At 64.5% G+C, this 21,713-nt stretch carries 19 protein-coding genes; 9 read left to right on the forward strand and 10 right to left on the reverse strand.

Features of this window, described 5'->3' with window-relative positions:
* Positions 1-19: 19 nt before the first annotated feature.
* Positions 20-1,084, reverse strand: coding sequence for a low-specificity L-threonine aldolase (gene ltaE / locus QF777_02875; GenBank protein ID MDP6910496.1), 1,065 nt, complete (start codon positions 1,082-1,084; stop codon positions 20-22).
* 96 nt (positions 1,085-1,180) lie between these two features.
* Here ltaE and QF777_02880 point away from each other — a divergent pair, with 96 nt between their 5' ends.
* Positions 1,181-2,089, forward strand: a complete 909-nt coding sequence (locus tag QF777_02880) for a dihydrodipicolinate synthase family protein (GenBank protein ID MDP6910497.1) — start codon at positions 1,181-1,183, stop codon at positions 2,087-2,089.
* Between the two features lie 44 nt (positions 2,090-2,133).
* Positions 2,134-3,183: an NYN domain-containing protein gene (locus tag QF777_02885; protein ID MDP6910498.1), complete on the forward strand. Its 1,050-nt coding sequence runs from the start codon at positions 2,134-2,136 to the stop codon at positions 3,181-3,183.
* Positions 3,184-3,213: 30 nt separating this feature from the next.
* Here QF777_02885 and QF777_02890 read toward each other — a convergent pair whose 3' ends face one another.
* Both QF777_02890 and QF777_02895 read right to left on the reverse strand, forming a co-directional pair.
* Positions 3,214-4,389: a cytochrome P450 gene (locus tag QF777_02890; GenBank protein ID MDP6910499.1), complete on the reverse strand. Its 1,176-nt coding sequence runs from the start codon at positions 4,387-4,389 to the stop codon at positions 3,214-3,216.
* A 16-nt stretch (positions 4,390-4,405) separates the two neighbouring features.
* Positions 4,406-5,077 (reverse strand): hemolysin III family protein, encoded by a 672-nt coding sequence (locus QF777_02895; protein MDP6910500.1) that lies wholly within the window; start codon positions 5,075-5,077, stop codon positions 4,406-4,408.
* 98 nt (positions 5,078-5,175) lie between these two features.
* On the opposite strand from QF777_02895, the gene betA reads away from it, so the two are divergent.
* The 3 genes from betA (at position 5,176) to QF777_02910 (ending at position 9,995) form a co-directional block, all read left to right on the forward strand.
* Positions 5,176-6,831, forward strand: a complete 1,656-nt coding sequence (betA, locus tag QF777_02900; GenBank protein ID MDP6910501.1) for a choline dehydrogenase — start codon at positions 5,176-5,178, stop codon at positions 6,829-6,831.
* Between the two features lie 121 nt (positions 6,832-6,952).
* Positions 6,953-8,062: a hypothetical protein gene (locus tag QF777_02905; GenBank protein MDP6910502.1), complete on the forward strand. Its 1,110-nt coding sequence runs from the start codon at positions 6,953-6,955 to the stop codon at positions 8,060-8,062.
* 157 nt (positions 8,063-8,219) lie between these two features.
* Positions 8,220-9,995: a DUF262 domain-containing protein gene (locus QF777_02910; protein MDP6910503.1), complete on the forward strand. Its 1,776-nt coding sequence runs from the start codon at positions 8,220-8,222 to the stop codon at positions 9,993-9,995.
* Here the strand turns inward: QF777_02910 and QF777_02915 are convergent, their stop codons facing one another.
* The 4 genes from QF777_02915 to QF777_02930 form a co-directional block, all read right to left on the reverse strand.
* On the reverse strand, positions 9,996-11,063 hold the full coding sequence (locus QF777_02915; GenBank protein MDP6910504.1) for a zinc-binding dehydrogenase: 1,068 nt from the start codon (positions 11,061-11,063) through the stop codon (positions 9,996-9,998).
* Between the two features lie 33 nt (positions 11,064-11,096).
* The gene (locus QF777_02920) at positions 11,097-12,275 is read right to left on the reverse strand and encodes a steroid 3-ketoacyl-CoA thiolase (GenBank protein MDP6910505.1); all 1,179 of its coding nucleotides are present in this window, start codon (positions 12,273-12,275) and stop codon (positions 11,097-11,099) included.
* Positions 12,276-12,358: 83 nt separating this feature from the next.
* The gene (locus tag QF777_02925; protein MDP6910506.1) at positions 12,359-13,597 is read right to left on the reverse strand and encodes an acyl-CoA dehydrogenase family protein; all 1,239 of its coding nucleotides are present in this window, start codon (positions 13,595-13,597) and stop codon (positions 12,359-12,361) included.
* A gap of 31 nt (positions 13,598-13,628) precedes the next feature.
* Positions 13,629-14,561: an SDR family NAD(P)-dependent oxidoreductase gene (locus QF777_02930; protein MDP6910507.1), complete on the reverse strand. Its 933-nt coding sequence runs from the start codon at positions 14,559-14,561 to the stop codon at positions 13,629-13,631.
* Between the two features lie 135 nt (positions 14,562-14,696).
* Here QF777_02930 and QF777_02935 point away from each other — a divergent pair, with 135 nt between their 5' ends.
* From QF777_02935 to QF777_02945, 3 genes are read left to right on the forward strand one after another with little or no spacing between them, the layout of a single operon-like run.
* Positions 14,697-14,858 carry a hypothetical protein gene (locus tag QF777_02935; GenBank protein MDP6910508.1) on the forward strand — a complete coding sequence of 54 codons (162 nt, stop codon included), beginning with the start codon at positions 14,697-14,699 and terminating at the stop codon, positions 14,856-14,858.
* A 9-nt stretch (positions 14,859-14,867) separates the two neighbouring features.
* On the forward strand, positions 14,868-15,869 hold the full coding sequence (locus QF777_02940) for an MBL fold metallo-hydrolase (GenBank protein ID MDP6910509.1): 1,002 nt from the start codon (positions 14,868-14,870) through the stop codon (positions 15,867-15,869).
* A 60-nt stretch (positions 15,870-15,929) separates the two neighbouring features.
* A complete protein-coding gene (locus QF777_02945) occupies positions 15,930-16,799 on the forward strand; it encodes an NAD(P)-dependent oxidoreductase (protein ID MDP6910510.1) in 870 nt (289 codons plus the stop codon).
* A gap of 87 nt (positions 16,800-16,886) precedes the next feature.
* Here QF777_02945 and QF777_02950 read toward each other — a convergent pair whose 3' ends face one another.
* Positions 16,887-17,771: a TauD/TfdA family dioxygenase gene (locus tag QF777_02950; GenBank protein ID MDP6910511.1), complete on the reverse strand. Its 885-nt coding sequence runs from the start codon at positions 17,769-17,771 to the stop codon at positions 16,887-16,889.
* A 46-nt stretch (positions 17,772-17,817) separates the two neighbouring features.
* Between QF777_02950 and QF777_02955 the strand changes: the two genes are divergently transcribed.
* On the forward strand, positions 17,818-19,056 hold the full coding sequence (locus tag QF777_02955; GenBank protein MDP6910512.1) for an amidohydrolase family protein: 1,239 nt from the start codon (positions 17,818-17,820) through the stop codon (positions 19,054-19,056).
* A 58-nt stretch (positions 19,057-19,114) separates the two neighbouring features.
* Here the strand turns inward: QF777_02955 and QF777_02960 are convergent, their stop codons facing one another.
* On the reverse strand, positions 19,115-19,903 hold the full coding sequence (locus QF777_02960) for an amino acid ABC transporter ATP-binding protein (GenBank protein MDP6910513.1): 789 nt from the start codon (positions 19,901-19,903) through the stop codon (positions 19,115-19,117).
* Between the two features lie 30 nt (positions 19,904-19,933).
* Positions 19,934-21,664, reverse strand: a complete 1,731-nt coding sequence (locus tag QF777_02965; GenBank protein MDP6910514.1) for an amino acid ABC transporter permease — start codon at positions 21,662-21,664, stop codon at positions 19,934-19,936.
* Between the last annotated feature and the right edge of the window lie 49 nt (positions 21,665-21,713).

Raw genomic sequence — 21,713 nt, forward strand, 5'->3', positions numbered from 1 at the left:
TCCGAGTCAGGTGTCCGGCTCAGGCGGCCTGCTCGAAGAAGCGGGCAAACGAGTCGATGACGTGGTCGGCCTGTTCGTCGTCGACGTCAAGGTGGGTCACGAACCGCATGGTGGGTGCCCAGTAGGTAGCCAGGATCCCATCGGCCTTGAGGTGGTCGACCAGTGCACCGTGTACTGCGGCCGGTGGGGTGATCCACAGCATGTTGGTGGTGTGCACCACATCTAGGCCGTGGTCGGCAAGGGGTGCCAGCCCGGCACCGATGCGACCGGCCCGGACATGGTCGTCAGCCAGTCGGTCGACGTGGTGATCAACGGCGAAGAGCGCTGCGGCCGCCAGGTGGCCGACCTGGCGCATCCCGCCGCCTAGAACCTTTCGAAGCCGGTGGGCCCGGGCGATCGATGCCCGGTCACCGACCAGGACCGTGCCGACCGGAGCGCCCAATCCCTTGGAAAGGCACAGCGACACGGTGTCGGTATGGGTGGCGTAGGCATCGATGCCCACGCCTTGGGCGACCGCCGCGTTGAACAGTCGGGCCCCGTCGAGGTGGACGGCCAGCTCGCATTCCCGGGCCGCCGAAGCCAGCGACGCCACGTGATCGACCGTCTGTACATGTCCGTTCACCGTGTTCTCGAGGCTCAACAGGGTGGTGACCGGGTGGTGCTGGTCGGGTTCCTTCACGGCGGCCCGCACGTCTTCAGCTAAGAAGTGGCCGGTTTCGTCGACCTCGATGGGCCACGGGACGGCACTGCCCAGCATTGCCGTGCCGCCGGCTTCGTTTATGAGCACGTGCGAGGTGCGCCCGATCAGGTATTCGTCGCCCCGTCCACAGTGGCTGAGCACGGCAGCCAGGTTGGACTGGGTGCCCGACGAGAAGAAGAGACCGGCTTCCTTGCCGGCCATGGCAGCGAGCCGGTCCTGGAGGGCGTTGACCGTGGGGTCCTCGTCGTAGACGTCGTCTCCCACCTCGGCATTCGCCATGGCGTCACGCATGGCGGCCGATGCCTGGGTGACGGTGTCGCTTCGCAGATCGGCACGGACGCTGCTAGCCATCGACAGATCTGGGGAGGTGGGCGAGAGGTCCATCAGCGCAGGATACGCGGCACCTGTGCCACGATCTGCGTTCGCCAGCCAAACGGCAGGCCAGCTGACCGGCCCGCCAACCAATGAAACGGGGAGACGATGGGGGATACACGAGAGGCATTGCTGCCCGATGGGGTGGTGGCGCCCATCCTGACCCCGTTCGAGGCTGACCTTTCGGTGTCACACCGCCGGATGCGGGCCCATGCGCAGAGCACCCTCGACGCCGGGTGCGTGGGCCTGGCCGTCTTCGGTACCACCGGTGAGGCCCTGTCGGTGGCCTCTAAGGAGCGGGAGGCCGCTCTCGAGATGCTGGTGGACGGCGGGATTGACCCGGGGGTGCTGGTGGTGGGCACCGGCCTACCCGATCTCCCGGGCACTACTCGCCTGACCAGGCATGCCGTCGACCTGGGATGCCGGGCATGCATGGTGCTGCCGCCCTTCTACTTCAAGGATCCGACCGATGAGGGCCTGTACAGGCATTTCGCCGGGCTCATCGAGCGGGTGAACGACCACCGCCTGCGGGTCGTGCTGTACCACATCCCCCAGGTAGCAGGCGTGGGCATTCCGACGGCCGTCGCGGCCCGACTCCGAACCGAGTTTCCCGAACAGGTAGTCGGCCTGAAGGACTCGTCGGGTGACTGGGCAACCACCGAGGCCTTCCTCGACATCGACGGCTTGACCGTCTGGCCGGGCGCCGAGCTGCCCCTACTGGATGCGTTGGACCGGGGGAGCCCGGGTTGCATCACTGCCACGGCCAACGTGAACCCCGGCCCAGTGGTCGAGGTTGTCCGGCAGTACGGAAAAGGGGGTCGCGAGGCGGCCGCTGACGCCATGAGACGGGCTCGTGCCTACCGCCTGGCCCTCCAAGATCAGCCGGCCATCCCGACCATGAAGCGCCTGTTGGCGCTGGCCCACGACGATCCGACGTGGGCCACCGTCCGACCGCCGTTCGTCGAGATGGACGAGGATGAAGGTCGGACGCTGATGGACCGTCTCGCTGCGATCTGACCGACTAGCGAGGATCGGGCGCCTCGACCTGTGATGCTGTCGGTATGAGACCAGACGAGAACGAGGAACGCATAGCGGTCTTCGTCGACTACGAGAACCTCGCCATCGGTGCCCGTCAGGACCTCGGCATTGCCCGTTTCGACTTTGGACCGATCGCCAGGGCCATGGCCGAACGGGGTCGGGTCGTCTATCGGCGGGCCTATGCCGACTGGTCCGGCTTCGACGATGACCGCCGGCACCTGACCCGCCACCAGGTCGAGCTGATGGAGATCCCCCAACGCATGGGGACCAGCCGCAAGAACTCGGCCGACATCAAGATGGTGGTCGATGCCCTCGAGCTGGCATTCGAGCGCGACTTCGTGACGACCATCGTGATCTGCACCGGAGACAGCGACTTCACGCCTCTCGTCCAGAAGCTGCGTGAGCTGGACCGCAGGGTCATCGGGATCGGCGTGAGGAACTCGACCTCCAAGTTGCTGCCGCCGGCGTGCGACGAGTTCCTCTACTACGACAGCCTCGAGGGCGTGGAGGCGGTCATCGCGGCCAGCAAGGCCCCGAAGAGGAAGGCGCCCACTGGTGGCCGTTCTTCGGTCGAGTCCGACGATGAGCCGATGGCCGAGGCCCCACCGCTCGAGGAACTGGTCGTCTCGACGCTGGCCGGCATGCAGGGCTCCACCGAGGACGTACGGGCCTCGACGCTGAAGCGGGCCATCACCCGCATCGACCCGACGTTCAACGAGGCCGATCACGGGTTCCGGGGCTTCACCGAACTGCTGCGCCACCTGGCCGGGCGGAAGCGGGTGGAGTTGTCCGGTGAGAAGCGCGATCCCGAGGTCGACCTGGTAACCGGTGACGGGCCAGCCCAGGTCGGATTCGACCTGCTGGTCGACGTCGTGACCGCCAAGTCGAAGAAGGGCGGAGCGGTGCTGTCCGGCCTCAAGACCGAGATGAACCGACGGGACGAGACCTTCAACGAGCGGGCCCTCGGCTACGGCGGCTTCCTGCAGTTCTGCAAGGCCGCAGCGGCGCGCGACCTGGTGGTCATGGCCTGGGACGACGACCGGGGCGACTACCTGCTCACCCCGGCTGGTTGAGGGTCTGGTCCGGCGACCCCGAGGCTGGGGTCAGGCCGAGCGAAAGCTGAGGTTGAGCGGACGCCGCACGTAGTTGCCGGTGGCGTACGCCATGTCGTCGACGTCGACCACGTAGTCCGGGAAGCGGGCCAACAGTTCCTCGAGGGCCACCCATCCCTGTAAGCGGGCGGCGGCAGCCCCCAGGCAGTGGTGGGCCCCGTAGCTGAACGTCAGGATCCTCGCCGGGTTGCGACCCACGTCGAGGAGTTCGGCGTCGTCGCCGAACTCGCGCTCGTCCCGGTTGGCTGCCCCGTAGCTGAGCAACACCTTGGATCCCTCGGGGATAAACCGTCCATGGAGCTCGACGTCCCGGGTGGTGGTACGGGCCAGGTTCTGGACGGGGCTGGTCAGGCGAAGCAACTCCTCGACAGCGGCCGGGATCATCGATGGATCGTCCACGAGCCGTCGTCGCTGGTCTGGGTGCTGATGGAGCAGCGCTGTCGATCCGCCCAGCAGCCCGGTCGTGGTGTCGTTGCCGCCGGTGACCATGGTGAAGGCGAAACCGAGGATCCACAGGATTGACACCGCGTCCTCGCCCATGGCGATCAGCTGGCTGACCATGTCGTCGCCTGGTTCGAGCCGTCGACGCTCGATGAGGTCGGTGAAGTAGGCAAGCAGGTCGCCGATGCCTGAATCGGGCTCGTCGGTCCGGCCCTGGGCTGCGGCGGCCACGATCTGGTCGGTCCATTCGTCGAAGCGGAAGCGGTCTTCGACCGGGACGCCGAGGTAATGGGCCACCACGAAGCTGGGTAGCGGCTTGAACAGCTCGGCCACGATGTCGCCGCCACCGTCCTCGGCTATTTGATCCAGACGCTCGATGACGAATGCCCGCACGTCGCCCTCGATGGCTGAGACCTGGCGGGGGGTGAAGCCCGACCCGACCAGTCGTCGGAAGGCCGTGTGGTCGGGCGGGTCGAGGAACACGATCGGTGTGGCCTCGCCCATGTCGACACCGGCGCCTCGTTCGACGGTCAGGCCGCTCGCTGAAGAGAAGGTGGCGGTGTCCCGGGCGGCGTCGAATACGTCACCGAACCTGGACAGGACCCAGAATTCGTCCCGATGCTCGGCGCCCTCCACGCGGTGGACCGGATCATTGTCTCGCAGCGCCCGGTACATGCCGAACGGGTCGCGCCACGACTCGCCGGATCGCAGGTCGAATCGGGCCATTTGCTGGGCGATGGGGTCAGCCCGCCTTGGGGAGCACGATGAAGGCGATGGCCACGTAGTGCAGCGCTGCGGCGGTGACCGTACAGGCGTGGAACACCTCGTGGAACCCGAAGGTCTGTGGCCACGGATCCGGCGACTGGAAGGCGTAGACCACGGCACCGGCGGTGTAGAGCAACCCGCCGATCAGCAGGAGCACGAAGCCGGCCACGCCAACTTGCTGCCAGGCGTCGACCGCCACCGGGAGGAGGCACCACCCGACGACCAGGTAGGGGATGGCCACCACGGGGGTGGGCGCCTGGGTGTACCGCAGTCGCAGCCAGATGCCGATTGCCGCGCCTCCCCAGACCAGTGGCAGTACCAGTTTGGCGGCCCACGGGGATAGTGCGAAGGCGGCGATCGGCGTGTAGCTCGCGGCAATGGCGATGAAGATCGTGGAGTGATCGAACCGTTGCATGATCCGGTCGCCCCGTTCGCTCCACGGGATGCGGTGGTAGAGCGCCGAGACGCCGAACAGCGCCACGACGGCCAGCGAATAGAGGGCGATGACGAATCGGGGCCATACGTCGGGCGCCCGCACGACCATGATCGGGGTCAGGGTCAGGGCGGCCACGAACGCCATCCGGTGAGACACCCCCCGGTACCGGGGCTTGGGTGGCCTCGGTTCCGTCATCTCGGTGACTGCTGACATGGACATCAGGCTACGGGTGAGCACTGACCGACCCGGTTCGGGCAGAATCGGGGAATCGCCGGGCCTGACCAGAGGGCCACCCGGCCGGAAGGGACCAGGTGTCGGATCGCTACGACTTCGTGATCATCGGGGGTGGTTCGGCGGGCTGTGCGCTGGCCAACCGCCTGAGTGCCGATCCGGCCAACCGGGTACTCCTGATCGAGGCCGGTCGGCGCGACTGGCGGGCCGACGTGGTCATCCACATGCCGGCCGCCCTGTCGATGGGAATCGGCAACCGGTTCTACGACTGGATGTACGAGTCCGAACCTGAACCCGAGATGGGTGGCCGCCGGGTGTACCACGCCCGCGGCAAGGTCCTGGGCGGCTCGTCGTCCATCAACGGGATGATCTTCCAGCGGGGCAACCCGATGGACTTCGACCGCTGGGCGGCAACGCCGGGTTGCGAGCAGTGGGACTGGGCGCACTGCCTCCCGTACTTCAAGCGGATGGAGACCTGCCTGGCCGGCGAGGACGACTGGCGTGGTGGCGAGGGCCCGCTCAAGCTGGAGCGGGGTCCGGCTACCAGCCCGCTGTTCCAGGCGTTCTTCGAGGCCGTCCAGCAGGCCGGACATCCGATGACGCCTGACGTCAACGGCTACCGCCAGGAGGGCTTCAACGCCTTCGACCGCAACGTCTATCGGGGGCGCCGCCTTTCAGCCGCCCGGGCCTACCTGCATCCGGTCCTCCACCGGAAGAACCTGGACCTCTGGACAAAGGCGCATGCCACCCGACTCCTGATGGATGGAACACGAGTGACAGGGGTGGAGGTGAGCCACCGGGGCCGCAACCGAACCGTCGAGGCCGCCGAGGTCATCTCGTCCAGCGGGGCGATCAACACACCGCAACTGCTGCAGTTGTCGGGGATCGGGCCGGCCGGCGTGCTGCGCGACGCTGGGGTTACGCCGGTGGTGGACCTGCCGGGCGTCGGAGAGAACCTCCAGGACCATCTAGAGGTGTACGTGCAGTACGCCTGCAACGAGCCGGTATCGCTGGCGCCGCAGTTGGCCCAGTGGCGCAAGCCGTGGATCGGTCTCCAGTGGTTGTTCCGGAGGGGCCCTGGGGCGTCGAACCACTTCGAAGCCGGTGGCTTCCTGCGCAGCAATGACGACGTGCCGTGGCCGAACCTGATGTTCCACTTCCTGCCCATCGCCATCCGCTACGACGGTTCGGTATCCACCGAAGGGCACGGCTACCAGTTCCACATCGGGCCGATGTTCTCCAACAGCACCGGGTGGGTACGGATCCAAAGCGACGACCCGTTCCAGAAGCCGAAGATGCTCTTCAACTACCTGTCGACACCGGAGGACCGGCGAGAGTGGACCGAGGCCATCGAGGTGGCCCGCAACATCATGGGGCAACCGGCATTTGCTCCGTTCAACGGTGGCGAGATCTCGCCCGGTCCTCACGTAGCCAGCGACGAGGCGGTCCTCGACTGGGTTCGTGCCGACGCCGAGACGGCTCTGCATCCGTCGTGCACAGCGCGCATGGGCACAGACGAGATGGGTGTCGTCAACCCGGCGTCGATGCGGGTACACGGCGTAGACGGGCTGCGGGTGGTGGACGCCTCGGTGATGCCGACGTTGACCAACGGCAACATCTACGCGCCGGTGATGATGACCGCCGAGAAGTCCGCCGACCTGATCTTGGGCAACACGCCGTTGCCGGTCAGCGACGCCCCGCAATATCGACATGGCGTATCTGAACCGGACTGGTAGTCGATCACCGGTGGAGGGGAGACTCAGGCCATGAGGACCGTGACCTGCGACGCCGCCATGCTGGATGTCTTGATGCAGGGTGGTCGACTCGTCTTCGACCGACCTCGATGAGGTGGGTTCGATGACGTTGCAGATCGGACTGGGGTCGAGGATCCGGAAGTCGCCGTTCCACGACGCTCTGATGCGTCACGGCCTGACCCACGTGACCGTCTACAACCACATGTACATGCCGGGGTCGTTCGGCGACCCGGACGAGGAGTATCGGGCGCTTGTCGAGCGGGTGTCGTTGTGGGACGTGTCGTGTGAGCGCCAAGTCGAAGTGGTCGGGCCGGATGCTGGGGCCCTGTGCCAGTACGTATCGGCGCGGGACCTTCGGGGGATGAAGGTCGGCCGGGTGCGGTATGCACCGATGTGTGACCACGACGGGGTGCTGATCAATGATCCGATGGCGCTGAAACTGGCTGAGGACCGCTGGTGGCTGTCGATTGCCGATAGCGACGTGCTGCTGTGGTGCCAGGCGGTGGCTGCCGAGCGAGGGATGGACTGCCGGGTGTTCGAACCGGACGTGTCGCCGTTGGGCGTGCAGGGCCCGCGGGCTGACGACACGATGGCAGACCTGTTGGGGGAGTGGGTGCGGAACCTGCCGTTCTTCGCCTTCGAGGAGGTCGTCCACGACAGCATCCCGTTCGTGTTGTGCCGGTCGGGGTGGAGCGGCCAGGGAGGGTTCGAATTGTTCCTTCAGGACGGCTCGAAGGGGGTAGCGCTGTGGGACGCCGTGTGGGCGGCCGGCGAGAAGTACGGCATCCACCCGGGTGGGCCGACGCTCAACGAACGGATCGAGTCGGACCTGTTCTCCTACCGGGCGGACTGCGGGGCTGGGGCGACGCCGTTGGAGGTGGGGCTGGAAAAGTTCCTGTCGCTGGATCGTGACGATGACTTCATCGGAAAGGCGGCCCTTCTGGCCGAACGTGAGCGCGGCCCAGCGAGGCGCCTAGTCAAGGCATTGTTGTCGGGGGAGCGGTTCGCCTCCACGAGCGAGTCCCCGTGGCCGTCAGTCGGGCTGGACGGTCAGCCGTGCGGAGAGGTCCGGGTGGCCGTGTGGTCTCCGAAGCACCAATCAAACCTGTGCCTGGCGTTGGTGTCGTCGGACGTGGCCGGCGGTCCGTTCACAACGACGACTCCGTCGGGAGGGACGCTTCAGGCTACGCACCTTGCCTACTTTGCTGAGTAAGGGGGCCTGGGAGAACGAATACAGATTGCGTTTCAGAGGCTGACGTATTTGGTTCTCTTCACTGCCTGGACTGACCGGACCGCCCATTTCCTAGTACTGATTCCCGCTACTACCCTGGACTTGGAATCTGTTTGAGAACTGTAGGTAGGAGACGCTAATGCCAGACCTGCGAACAGAGCCGGTAACCGTTGCACGACTATTGCAATCTGATCACCTGTATTGGTGTCCACTGTTTCAACGTCAATACGTATGGACAACCTCAAAGATCACAACTCTTTTTGAGGATGCACTGACCGTTGATGAGGGAGAGTGTGAAAGCAGGTTTCTTGGCGCCGTCGTATTTGAGGCTGAGGAAGCGCGCATCGGATACCCAACGAGATTTTGGCTAATCGATGGTCAGCAACGACTAACCACCCTCTTCTTGTTTCTATCGGCGCTGGTGGAGGAGTTGCATGCAAGAGGCGAAGTAGAGAAGGCCAACTCGCTTACAGAGAACTACCTGACGATTTCTGCAGCTGGAGAAATGAAGAACGAAGCGAAGTTCAGGCCAACGGTTCTGGACACGAAGCAGTTCAATGTGGTGCTTCGCAAGCTTCAAGCGCCGGATGTGAGACTTGTCGGGAACGCTCAGGGGAAAGAGACAGGCAAGCTCAAGTCTGGTTATGACCTGGCTAGGAAGCTGTTGCGAAAGAGGGTGGCGGATCTTGAGCCAGAGGCGGCAACGGAGTGGCTATGGAGTTTCGCTAGTTGCCTTCTGACCGGAATGCGTTTTGTCACCATCACGCTTGGTGATGATCATGATTCGAACGAAGTGTTCGACAGACTTAACTCCAAGGCTGAACCGCTTAAGACGATCGATCTGGTGAGAAATGCGATTCTAAAAGAGGCGGCCAGAGATTTAAGCCAGGCGATGACGCTCCATGATGAGTACTGGATGCCCTTTCATGACGCATTCCTGGGGGACGAGTCAGCTGAGCAGAAGTACTTCTTCCCCTTGGGACTCTGTCGAGATAGCAGTATCAAGAAGTCTCAGACCTTTGATCTGTTGTCGAAGCGGTGGCGCGATATAAGAAGGGCAAGTCAGGATCAAAGTCCGAGGGAGTTGGTCCGGCTGGCGATGAATGACCTTCAGGAATTCCAGGAGGCATACTGTGCGGTCACATTGACCGGGCAGTTGGGTCCTGCAGGAGCGAATCTTCCAGCGCCCGACCGTAAGAGAGTGAATCTTCGAGTTTCAAGGCTTCACCGTCTCGAGGCATCAGTTGTGACGATGCCGTACTTGATGCAGCTCTTGAATTCGATTGTTGATCAGAGTGTGCCTCTTGAAGACGGTCTGGACTGCATTGACGTTGTTGAATCGTTCCTTGTGCGTCGTGCGATTATGGGAATTGAGCCGACAGGCCTGCACGCAGTGTTCAAGGGTCTATGGGATCCAGATGACTTGGAAGCGGAGTCATTGGAGCAGCGGATGACGACCGCAACTGTCAGTTTTCCTAGCAACCAGGAGTTCACGGACTATGTGAAGACCGGTCGTCTTTATGGGCGAAAAATTATGCACTACGTGCTTTGGGAAAGGGAGCTCGGATTTGAGGATGGGGACAGACACCCTCAGCCGATTGACTTTCATGCTGGTCATGTGATTCCCCGTCAGCTTGAAAAGAGCGATTTGGACGGTTGGGAAGGGTGGGGTGTTGATGACTGGGAGTCGATGAAGAACACATGGGGGAACCTTGTCCCACTGACTCCTGATGCGAACTTCCAAATGGGGCGGCTTGGGTGGCCGGCCGCTCGAGAACTCCTAAATGGAAACGTGATTTTCAAAACTACGCAACGCGTGGTCCAGGATTACCTCACTTGGACTCCCGACGATGTTCGAAATCGTGGTGACGAACTTGCAGTGTGGGCGGCCGGCCGTTGGAAGAAGTTGTGCTGATCAGTGCGTGTGCTTGAGCACCGCTCGGACAGCGTCCTCGTCGCCGTCCCGGTGCAGTAATGCCATCGCCCGGTCGATCTCGTCTAGGCCCACCACGGCACCTAGCAGGGGAGCGGTCGGGAACCCGCCCTCGTTCAAGATCCGGGCCGCCTCGTCGACAGAACCGGCATCGCCGCCGGCCCCACCGAGGACCCGCAGACCCTTCATCACGACCTTGTCGGTCACCACTGGCACGGCCTGACGATCCTTCAGGCCCGCCCAGATCACCGTGGCACGGTGGTGCACTAGGTCGAAGCACAAACTCGGGGTGCCCGGCGCACTGGCCAGGTCCACGGCCAGTGACGCACCGAACCCACCGGTCAGGTCCATCACCGCATCCACCGGATCGTCGACCATCACGTCGATTACATGGTCGGCGCCCACCTTGAGCGCTACATCCAGGCGCAACGCGTCGTCCGACGTTCCTGTCACGATCACCTTGTCGGCACCCAGCGACTTCGCGTACGCCGCGCAGGTCAGACCCATGTGCCCCGGCCCCTGTATGACGACGGTCTGGCCGGCCTGGAAGCCTGCCTGGCCCAGCCACGCCACCATGTTCGACAGCGGTTCGAACAGCGTGAGTTCTTCGGCTGACAGGTCATTGGTCAACTTCGCCAGGTGCGTGCCAGCCAGCACGGCCATGTACTCGCCGTAGCCACCCCACAGGCCCGCCCCCTCGTCGAGGCCGAACGAGTACCCGTAGCACCGCACCCCGAACGGGTTGTCCTCGCTCGGAGGCCCGTACCAGACAATGTCGACGGCCACCCGGTCGCCGACCGCCACACCCAGGTCGGCATCATCGGCCAGCGCATGCACCCTCCCGACGATCTCGTGGCCCGGTACCACCGGGGACACCTCACCCGGCACGTGCTTGTGGCCAGCCAACTGGGCGACGTCGCTGTGGCACAGCCCGACGGCCTCCACGGCCAGCACCGCTCCACCCGGCGGAGGAGTGGGCACCGAGAAGTCGTCACGCAACTCCCACGTACCGTCACCGCCGAACACCACTGCCCGGCACGTGTCGGTCATCTGTCTGCAGCCTCCCAGGGATCCCGTAACCGCTTAGAGGCGCTGGATGAGGGTGCCGGTGCCCAGGCCGCCACCGCAGCACATGGTCACCACGGCGTACTCGCCGTCCACCCGGTGCAGTTCGTGCACGGCTTTGGTGGTCAGGATGGCGCCCGTCCCACCCAGTGGGTGCCCCAGGGCGATGGCGCCACCATTCGGGTTGACGACCTCCATGTCCGGGGAGAGTTCCTTCTCCCACGCCAGCACCACCGAGGCGAACGCCTCGTTGATCTCGACCACGTCGATGTCGTCGATTGTCAGGTCGTTGTCGGCCAGCAGCTTCTGGGTGGCGCCGATCGGGCCAGTCAACATGAGTTCCGGATCCGACCCCACAAGGCACGAGTCCACGATCCGGGCCAGCGGTTTGACGCCTAGTTCGGCGGCCTTTTCGGCCGTCATCAACAAGATGGCGCCCGCACCGTCCGAGATCTGCGACGACGTCCCCGCCGTGTGCACGCCATCTTCGCGGCCCGATGGCTTCAGGTTGCTGAGCGATTCCATGGTCGTTTCCCGAAGGCCTTCGTCGCGGGTGATGGTCGTCGTCTCACCGGTTGCCTTGCCGTCCTCGCCCAGCACCGGCGCGTCGACGGGCACGATCTGGGTGGCGAAGCGGTCCTCGTCCCACGCCCGGGCCGCCCGGGCCTGGGACTGCACGCCGAACGCGTCGGTGTCGAGCCGGGTGATGCCCCACTGGTCGGCGATCCGTTCCGACCCCTCGAACTGCGACGTGAACTCGAAATGCTCGAAGTAGTTGCGGTTTACTGGCAGACCCGAGTTCGGTTCCTTCGGCGACGTCGCTCCGAAGCCAACCTGGCTCATCAGTTCCACGCCGCAACCCACCGCGGCGTCCACTACGCCGCCGGCGACCAGGGCGTACGCCAGGTTGGTGGCCTGCTGGCTCGAACCGCACTGGGTGTCGACCGTCGTGGCCGGTACCTCCAACGGCAACCCGGCGGTCAGCCACGCCGTGCGGGTCACGTTCATCGACTGCATGCCCACCTGGCCGACACAACCGCCGACCACCTGGCCGACCTCCAACGGGTCTACGCCCGTTCGCTCGAACAGGGCCTTCTGGACGGTACCCAGTATGTCCACGCTGTGGCATGTCGACAGGCCGCCCTTTCGACGACCCACCGGGGTCCGTACGGCATCCACGATCACGACTTCACGCATGTTGTTGCTCCTGTTTCCTTGACTGACGGCCACCTCGCTGGCGGCACGAGTATTTGAGATTCGCCTGTCTGGGTCGGCCTGTTCTAGATCGGTAGGTCGCCGGTGGCCCGGGCCGTGGAACCGGTGTCGGTCCATGCGGCGATCGAACGTTGGGCGATCCGCATCTGGTGGACCTCGTCGGCCCCGTCGGCGAATCGTGCCCACCGGGCTTGCTGGAACATGTGGGCCAGCGGCGTGTCGGTCGAATACCCCAACGCCCCGTGTACCTGGATGGCCCGGTCGATGATCCGGTTCAGGCTGTTGGCCACGAAATGCTTGGCCATCGACACCTCGGACTTGAAGTCGTCGCCCCGGTCGATCTTGTAGGCGGCGTGCAGCACCATGAGCTTCGACTGGTACAACTCCATTGTCGAATCAGCGATCATCCACTGGATGCCCTGCTTTTCGGCTAGCAGCGACCCGTGGCTGAAGCGCTCTAGTGACCGTTCCACCATCATGTCCAGCGCCGTCTCGGCTTGGGCGATCCACCGCATGCAGTGGGCGAGCCGGGCCGGTCCGAGCCGGTACTGGCCCAGTAGGTGGCCCTGGCCTCGGCCGCCCAGCATCTGGTCCTCGTGGAGCCGTAGGTCCTCGATGAGGATCTCTGAGTGCCCGGTCGAGCCGTGCATTGTCTCGATCTGGCGTACCTCGGTCCAACCATCGGACGGGATGTCCACCAGGAACGCCGTGTTGGCGGCCTGCGGAAGGTCTGGATCCTCCTCGGTGCGGCACACCAGGATGGCGAACTTGGCCCGGTGGGCATTGGAGATGAACCACTTGTGGCCGTTCACCACCCACTCGTCGCCGTCCTGGTACGCGTTGGTGCGGATCAGCGTCGGATCCGACCCAGCTACCTCGGGTTCGGTCATGGCGAAGCACGACCATGTGGTGCCCTCGCACAACGGCTTCAGGTACTTCTCCTTCTGGGCGTCGGTTGCCCAGTGGAGCAGCGTGTGCATGTTGCCCTCGTCGGGCGCCTGACAGTTCAGCACCCACGGTCCGTAGTACGAGCGGGCCGCCTCGGCCTGCACCATGGCCAACTCGACGTGGCCGAGCCCCATCCCACCCCATTCTGTGGGCATGTGGGGCAGCCACAGGCCCTCCTCCCGGGCCTGCTTGCGCATCCCTATCAACGCCCGGATGCGGTCCTCGCCGTCGAGGGCTGGCGTGTCGCCCTGGCCGTCGATGGCCGCCCCACCGGGACGGATCACGTCGTCAACGAACGTTCGAATACGGGTCCGGATCGCCTCCAGTTCGGGCGTCAGGCTGAAGTCGATGGACACGGGGTGCTCCGTCAGTTGGTTGGAAACCCGGCTAGATGGTCTTGCCCGGGCGTCCCGGGCCCTCGGCCGGGTTGCCACCCATGTCCGAGTTGAGTTGTGCCTCGGCCATCAGCCCGGCAATCACATCGGTCATGTCGGCCGGTTCGTCGGTCTGCATGGCCGTCGGGCCCAGATGCCACTGCTCGGAAATGCCGACGCGCTGGCCCATGATGTCAAATACCCGGCCGGTCACGTTCTGGGCGGCTTCGCTGCACAGCCACGTCGTGGTCACGGCGATCCAACGCGGACCCATCTTCTCCTGGGTTTCCTCGTCCATACCGGCAAACCCCGGTAGGTCCTTGGTCATCCGGGTGTAGGCACCGGGGGCCAGACAGTTGCAGGTCACGCCGTACTTGGTGAGTTCCATGGCTGTGATCAGGGTGAACGCCGCGATGCCCGCCTTGGCCGCCCCGTAGTTGGACTGTCCGACATTGCCGTAGATGCCCGACGGCGACGCCGTGTTCACGATCCGTCCGAATGCCTCACCGCCCGCCTTGACCTTCTCGCGCCAGTAGACGGCAGCGTGGTGGCTGGGGGCGAAGGTGCCTTTCAGGTGGACATTGATCACCGCGTCCCAGTCGGACTCAGTCATCGAGAACATCATGCGGTCACGGAGGATCCCGGCGTTGTTGATGAGGATGTCGCAGCTGCCGAACGTGTCGATGGCCTGCTGGACCATCTCGCCGGCAGCGTCGAAGTCGGCCACGTTGGCGCCGTTGACAACCGCCTCGCCGCCCATAGCCACGATTTCATCGACCACCGACTGGGCTGGGGTGACATCGGCACCCTCGCCGGTGGCATCGCCACCCAGGTCGTTGACCACCACCTTGGCACCATTCTCAGCGAGCATGAGGGCGTGCTCTCGCCCGATGCCTCGGCCGGCGCCGGTCACGATGGCCACGCGGCCTTCAACGATGTTGCCCATGGGGAAGTGCTCCTGTATCTGGTGCGGATCTTTGGTCTCTGGAGATGAAGTCTGAGCCTGCCACCGAGGTGGGGTCGGTGCCCACGCGGGGATGACCCGGGGACCACTGTCACACCCGTTGTGAATGGGTGCTCCTTGGATGCGACGAACATCCTCACTACGCAAAAGGAACTGACCCGGTCTGTCGCCGCCCTGCTTGTCGGGGTCGACACCGGTGATCGTGACCGGCCCGACGGCGGCCCCAAACGGGTGTTCCGATCGTCGGTCGGTCAGGAGTACCCGGTCGGCGGCACCTAGGGTCGGCCTGTGGCAGCGGACGCAAGACTGTCACGCGGAAGAACCGCCTACATTCCCTACGAGACCGGCCTCCATGAGGTGGCTGACGGCGTCTTCGCATATCTACAGCCTGACGGGGGATGGGGTTGGTCCAATGCCGGCCTGCTGGCCACCGCCGACGGCTCGGTTCTCGTCGACACCCTCTTCGATCAGGTCCTGACCCGGAAGATGCTCGACGCCATGGCCCCGATCACCGGCTCCCACCCCATTGGCACGGTGGTCAACACGCACGCCAACGGTGACCACTGCTATGGAAACGGCCTGCTTCCTGAGGCTGAGATCGTCACCACCGAGGCTGCCGCCCGCGAGATGGGTGCCGTGCCGCCGTCGGCCCTGGTTGCCCTGCTGGCCGCCGACATGGGCGAGGTCACCAACGACTACGTCCAGCGGGCCTTTGGCGGGTTCACCTTCGAGGGCATCGAGGTTCCCGATCCCACCCGTACCTTCACCGGCATGCTGGACCTCGAGGTCGGCGGCCGTCGTGTCGCCCTGCAGCAGGTAGGTCCCGCGCACACCGCTGGCGACTTGCTGGTCCATTTGCCCGACGCTGGCGTGGTGTTCGCCGGCGACATCCTGTTCGTGAACGGCACCCCGATCGTTTGGGACGGGCCCATTTCCAACTGGGTCGCCGCGTGCGACCGGATCCTGGAACTGGATGCGGACGTCGCCAACGGCGCAGCGGTCATCATCCCCGGGCATGGGCCGCTTACCGACGCCGCTGGTGTCCAAGCAGTCCGTGACTACCTCACCTGGCTTGAGGGCGCCTGTCGGGAGACCCACGCTGCCGGCCTCACCGCAGCGGACGCAGTGGCGGAGTTGGCTTCCAGCGAAACGTTCCAGCCCTACCGCGAATGGGGCGAGTGGGAACGTCTCGCGGTGAACGTCCGGGCCGCCTACCGTGAGATCGACGGCGGCGACGAGAGCATTCCCAACCTGTTCGAGGCAATGGCAAACCTGGCGGCGGGCCACTAAGGCCGTCCAAGGTTCACAACCCGAAAGCCGAACTCGAAACCCGAGAAGGAGATCACCACCATGCCGAACTGTGCATTCATCGGCCTCGGAGTCATGGGGTATCCCATGGCTGGCCACCTCAAGGCCGCCGGGTACGCCACCACCGTCTACAACCGCACCGCCACCAAGGCTGACGACTGGGTCGCTGAGCATGACGGCATATCGGCGCCCACACCCCGAGAGGCCGTGGCGGGCGCGGAGTTCGTGATGGTTTGCGTTGGGAACGACGACGACCTCCGGTCCGTGGTGTTTGGTGACGACGGAGCGCTGGCCGGCATGGCGTCCGGGGCCACACTGGTCGACCACACCACGGCGTCTGCTGAAGTGGCCCGTGAGATCCGAGCGGCCGCCGACGAACTCGGGGTCGGCTTCATCGACGCGCCGGTCTCGGGCGGGCAGGCCGGCGCCCAGAATGGTCAGCTCTCCGTCATGTGCGGCGGTGACGCCGATGTGTTCGCCGGCGTAGAGCCGGTCATCGACGTCTACGCAAAGGCGACGGTCCTCATTGGCGACACGGGTTCCGGGCAGCTCACCAAGATGGTCAACCAGGTTTGCATCGCCGGTCTCATTCAGGGCTTATCCGAGGCTCTGGACTTCGGGCGCCGCTCCGGCCTCGACGAGGAGAAGGTGCTGTCAGCCATCAGCGCCGGAGCATCCGGGTCATGGCAGATGGACAACCGGGCCCGAACCATGCTCGATCGGCACTTCGACCACGGATTCGCCTTGGACTGGATGCGAAAGGACCTCGGCATCGTGTTCGACGAGGCTCAACGCATCGGCGCCACCCTGCCCGTCACCGCCATGGTCGACCAGTTCTACGCCCGGCTCCAGCGTGAAGGCCACGGTCGCTGGGACACCAGCGCCCTGATCGAGCTCCTTCGAGACGATTGATTCCGGTTCTCCCATCGAACTGGTGGGGGCGCCTCCGATTCTTACAGCGAACAGGAATGGGGCCGAGCGCCGGGTCAGGTGGGACCGTCAGGTGGCTGGTTCTGACCCCGCCACCGTGGTGCGGTGCAACTCGCGCCGCTGGCCGGCGTAGTCGTTGAGTGCCACGTGCTGTGTGGACCGGTTGTCCCACAGCACCACGTCACCGTCGGACCAGCGGTGCCGCATTGTGAATCGCACATGGGTCGTGAACTCGTGCAGCCACTTGAGTAGATGGGATTCCTCGCGGGAACCTGCCTCGGTTCCATCACCCACGCCTGGACCACGGAGCGCCCGAACATAGGTGCCGTTGAAGAACAGGCTTCGCTTCCCCGTCTCAGGATGTGTGCACAGCAGCGGATGTTCCCGGGTCTCCTCGGCCGACTCCGATGTCCGGATGTCCATGCCCGACAGCCCCGAATGGAGCTCCTGCTGGGCGGGAGAGTAGCTGGCGCTCGCCGAGTGAACGCACGTGACCTCCTCGAACTGCTCGCGCATGTCGGCAGGTAGTTGGTCATGGGCCGCCGTCATCGACGCCCACACCGTGTCGCCCCCCACGTCAGGCACATCTAGAGCGTGAAGCACCGTGAACGCCGGCGGAGCATCCAGGAAGGAGAAGTCGCTGTGCCACACTCCGCCAAAATTGAACGCCTCGGTCTCGTTGGCCTCCTTGACGACCTTGATCACCTCGGGATGCTCGGGCACCGGTTGCACGAACGGCACCGGCGAGTAGTCGCCCAGCAGATGGCTGAACCCGGCCTGTTCTTCTGGAGACAAGGCCTGACCCGGCACCACCAGCACCTCGTGGTCCACCAGCGCTGACCGGAGGACTGCCACATCGTCCGGATCCATGTCCGGAGACAGCGTGACCCCGTCGAGCCGGGCGCCCAGCACTCCCGTCAGTCGAGAAATCCGAACTCCACTGGTTGCGGCCATGAGCCGGACCCTACGACGCCTCGCCCCCTGGCTCTAATCTCTAGCCATGTCACGACTGATCCTCCGCAACGGCCACGTGTTCGACGGAATCTCGGCCGGCTCACCCGAAGCAGGTCCAATCGAAGCAGACATCGTGGTTGAGGACGACCGCATCGTCGACGTCGGCCCCGGACTCGACGGCGACGAAGAGATCGACTGCACCGGTCGCCTGATCACCCCCGGCTTGTTCGACTGCCACGTTCACTTCATGGCCGACGGGGACTTTTCCGCCCAGACTCACCTTCAGTCGCCGTTCTCACTTCAGTTCTTCCAGGCCGCCGAACGTATGGAACGCACCCTCGCCGTGGGCGTGACCAGCGTCCGTGAGGCCGGAGGCGCCGATGCAGGCGTCCGAGAGGCCCGCGATCGGGGCCTCATTGCCGGCCCACGCATGCAGATCTCGCTCACCATGCTCTCTCAGACCGGCGGCCACGGCGACTCTTGGGAGATCTGCGGAGGCTTCATGCCGGGGATGGGCGATGCCCACCCTGGGCGCCCCCACAACATCGTCGACGGCCCCGACGAGATGCGTCGAAAGGTCCGCGAACTAGTCCGGGCTGATGCCGACGTCATCAAGGTGGCCACCACCGGTGGCGTCATGTCGTCTCGGTCTCGACCGCAGCAGGCGCAGTTCCACCCCGACGAGTTGGAGGTGCTCGTCGCCGAGGCCTCAGCGGCTGAACGGTTCGTCATGGCCCACGCCCAGGGCACCCGGGGCATCCGCAATGCCATCACCGCAGGGATCCGTTCCATCGAGCACGGGATCTACCTCGACGACGAGACCATCGAGATGATGTTGGCTGCCGGGACCTGGCTCGTGCCGACGCTGATTGCTCCGATGGGAGTCCTGGAAGCCGCCGACCGGGGTGTCGAGCTGGCGCCCCAGGTCATCGCCAAGGCCACGGAGACCATCGAGGCCCACCGGAGTTCGGTGGCCCGGGCCATGGCGGCCGGCGTGAAGATCGCCATGGGCACCGACTCCGGGGTGACCCCCCACGGACAGAACCTCCGAGAGTTGGCCGAGATGTCCAAGCTCGGCATGTCCGACGACCAGGTGCTCCGGTCGTCGACGTCGGTGGCCGCCGACCTGTTGGGCGTCTCCGAGGATCTTGGCAGCATCGAGACAGGCAAACTGGCCGACCTGGTCATCTGGGAAGGGTCCCGCCTCGACGTGAGAGATATGCGGTCCCGCATCCGCACCATCATTCAGAACGGCACCGTCGTGGCCGGCCGAGCCGACGACTGAAACGGGTATCTCGGGGGTCCGTATCCGAGGCACGGAGCGGCGAAGCGGACCCAGGAAACTAGAGAATCTGAGACAGGAACAGCTTCGTGCGGTCCTCGGTCGGGTTCGAGAAGAACAGGTCCGTCGTGTTCTGTTCGACGATCTGCCCACCCTCCATGAAGAAGAGCCGGTCAGCCACCTCCTTGGCGAAACCCATCTCGTGGGTCACGACCATCATGGTCATCCCAGATAGGGCCAGTGATTTCATGACGTCCAGCACCTCTTTGATCATCTCCGGGTCAAGAGCCGAAGTTGGCTCGTCGAACAGCATGATCCGTGGCTCCATAGCCAGAGCCCTGGCGATCGCCACCCGCTGTTGCTGACCGCCCGATAGTTGACCCGGGTACTTGCTGGCCTGTTCGGGGATACCGACGCGCTCCAGCAGGGCCATGCCCTGGGCCTCGGCCTCGGCCCGTGGCTTCTTGCGCACCCAGATGGGTGCCAGGGTCACGTTGTCCAGGATGTTCAGGTGGGGGAACAGGTTGAACTGCTGGAACACCATTCCGACCTCGGACCGCACCTTCTCGATGTTCCGCATGTCATTGGTGAGCTCTACGTCGTCAACGACGATCCGACCCTCCTGATGGATCTCAAGGCGGTTGATGCATCGGATCCATGTCGACTTCCCGGAGCCCGAGGGTCCGAGCACCACGACGACTTCCTGTTCCTTGATGGTGGCTGACACCTTGTCGAGAGCCTGGAAGTCGCCGTACCACTTCGATACGTCCTCGCACACGATCATGTCGCGGGCTCCGGACAGGTCCCGGGTCTGGCCACCGGTCGGTTCGGCTGCTGTTGTATCGGTCATGACATCACCTCGAAGGCCTCTGGGAGACCGTTAGCGCTCGCCCAGCCCGGTGCGCCGTTCGAGACGCTGGCTGGCCTTGGACATTTGGTAGGCGAAGATCCAGTAGATCACCGACACGAAGAAGAGGTTTTCTCTGGTGCTGCCCATGAACTCGGTCTGTCCGGGAATGACGATCCGTCCAATGTAGAGCAGGTCGAACACTCCGATGATGGCCAGCAGCGAGGTCTCCTTGAACACTCCGATGCAGTGTCCCACCAACGGTGGGATGGAAACTCGTAGGGCCTGAGGGAGGACGATGAACACCGTCTTTTGGGCGGTGGTCATGCCGACTGCCTCGGCCGCCTCGTGCTGTCCCCGGGTTATCGACTGCAGGCCACCCCGCACGTTCTCGGCCAGGTAGGCCGAAGAAAACAGGACGTAGCCAATGGCCACAGCGGCGACTTCGCCTAGGTGCATCCCTCTGGGAAGGAAGAGAGGCACCATTATCGAGAAGAAGATCAGGACCGTGATCAGCGGTATGCCTCGCACAACCTCGATGAACCCGGTCGCCAACTGCCGGAAGATGGGCATGGTCGATGTGCGAGCCAGCGCCAGAGCAATTCCGAGGGGGAACGAGATTACGAGGGCGATGAACGCGATGAACAGGGTGATCGAGAAGCCACCGATGAAGAAACCCCCCGGGACCGTGACGGTTGACGGGGTGTTGATCGAGGTGATCAGCCACGACATCACGCCCAGGATGCCCAACCAGCCGAAGATGTAGCGCCTCCGGGCCTGGGGTCCGCCTGCGAACGTTGGTGCCGCCAGAGCGAAGGTGGCCAGTAGGAGCATGTCGAGTCGTACGACCTGTCGCATCGGTGTCAGGAACGTGCAGAAGCCGGCCACCAGGATCAGCACGGCGACAATTCGACCGATTTCGCCGGTCGATGGGCGGGTGAGCCACGAGAGTAGGGCAGCGCCGCCGACTGCGTAGACGAGGAAGATTGGCAGGTCGGTGCTGAACACGTGGCCCATGTCGAAATCTGGGTCCCGCAGCACCAGGTAGGTGAGGAAGAATGGCGCTAGGAGCCAGAGCACCAGGAGGGTGGCCCGGGTCGGATTGGTCGGGAGGCGATTTCGCATCAGGCGTCCCGCGAAGTACGCCGCCACGACGATGAGCAGCATGATCGTCCACGGCAACTTGGTGGTCATTGCCACTGTGCCCGGTTCGGCCAACACCCTCGGATCGCGCTTCGCGATGTAGGTGTGGTGGCCGTAGGGGACCACCCACAACGAGCTCACCAACCCGGCCAGGGTGACCACCAGCACTGTCAGCGAACTGACCGTTCGTTCGTTTTCGCCTCTAACGGCGAAGCGACGGATGGTCTCGCCGACGGCGGCCACGGCCAGAGCGGCGACCAGCCACTGGACGGTGGCCGAGGCGCTGAACGGAGCGAGGAGGGCGAGGAGAGCGAGAAGGGCGCCGATGGCCAGAAGCTTGCGTCCGAGCACCGCCACCGGCACCGTCGAGCCGGCCTGCCATACAGCCAGCGACAGGCCTGTGAGGATGAGGAGGACGGCGACGCAAAACCAGACTCGGATGTACTGCTCATCGGGGTAGGCCCGGGTCATGAACAGCTGCATGTTGGTGGCCGTGCTGTCCCACTGGCGGACCGGATTGAAAATGAACGACAGGAAGCCACGGAAGATTGCCAACAGGATGATTGTGGTGACAACGGTCAGCACGGAGTTGAAGGGGCTCGAGAAGAGGTTCTCCTTCACCCACTCACGCGGTGCCAATTTTGGTACTTCGGGCGGCGCGGACAGAGGC

This window comes from Acidimicrobiales bacterium (assembly GCA_030747595.1).
Lineage (GTDB): Bacteria > Actinomycetota > Acidimicrobiia > Acidimicrobiales > MedAcidi-G1 > UBA9410.

Excerpts from the sequence above, each read along its gene's own strand:
- ltaE (MDP6910496.1), bottom strand. The coding sequence starts at position 1,084 with ATGGACCTCTCGCCCACCTCCCCAGATCTGTCGATGGCTAGCAGCGTC.
- QF777_02880 (MDP6910497.1), top strand. The coding sequence starts at position 1,181 with ATGGGGGATACACGAGAGGCATTGCTGCCCGATGGGGTGGTGGCGCCC.
- QF777_02885 (MDP6910498.1), top strand. The coding sequence starts at position 2,134 with ATGAGACCAGACGAGAACGAGGAACGCATAGCGGTCTTCGTCGACTAC.
- QF777_02890 (MDP6910499.1), bottom strand. The coding sequence starts at position 4,389 with ATGGCCCGATTCGACCTGCGATCCGGCGAGTCGTGGCGCGACCCGTTC.
- QF777_02895 (MDP6910500.1), bottom strand. The coding sequence starts at position 5,077 with ATGTCAGCAGTCACCGAGATGACGGAACCGAGGCCACCCAAGCCCCGG.
- QF777_02905 (MDP6910502.1), top strand. The coding sequence starts at position 6,953 with ATGACGTTGCAGATCGGACTGGGGTCGAGGATCCGGAAGTCGCCGTTC.
- QF777_02910 (MDP6910503.1), top strand. The coding sequence starts at position 8,220 with ATGCCAGACCTGCGAACAGAGCCGGTAACCGTTGCACGACTATTGCAA.
- QF777_02915 (MDP6910504.1), bottom strand. The coding sequence starts at position 11,063 with ATGACCGACACGTGCCGGGCAGTGGTGTTCGGCGGTGACGGTACGTGG.
- QF777_02920 (MDP6910505.1), bottom strand. The coding sequence starts at position 12,275 with ATGCGTGAAGTCGTGATCGTGGATGCCGTACGGACCCCGGTGGGTCGT.
- QF777_02930 (MDP6910507.1), bottom strand. The coding sequence starts at position 14,561 with ATGGGCAACATCGTTGAAGGCCGCGTGGCCATCGTGACCGGCGCCGGC.
- QF777_02945 (MDP6910510.1), top strand. The coding sequence starts at position 15,930 with ATGCCGAACTGTGCATTCATCGGCCTCGGAGTCATGGGGTATCCCATG.
- QF777_02950 (MDP6910511.1), bottom strand. The coding sequence starts at position 17,771 with ATGGCCGCAACCAGTGGAGTTCGGATTTCTCGACTGACGGGAGTGCTG.
- QF777_02955 (MDP6910512.1), top strand. The coding sequence starts at position 17,818 with ATGTCACGACTGATCCTCCGCAACGGCCACGTGTTCGACGGAATCTCG.
- QF777_02960 (MDP6910513.1), bottom strand. The coding sequence starts at position 19,903 with ATGACCGATACAACAGCAGCCGAACCGACCGGTGGCCAGACCCGGGAC.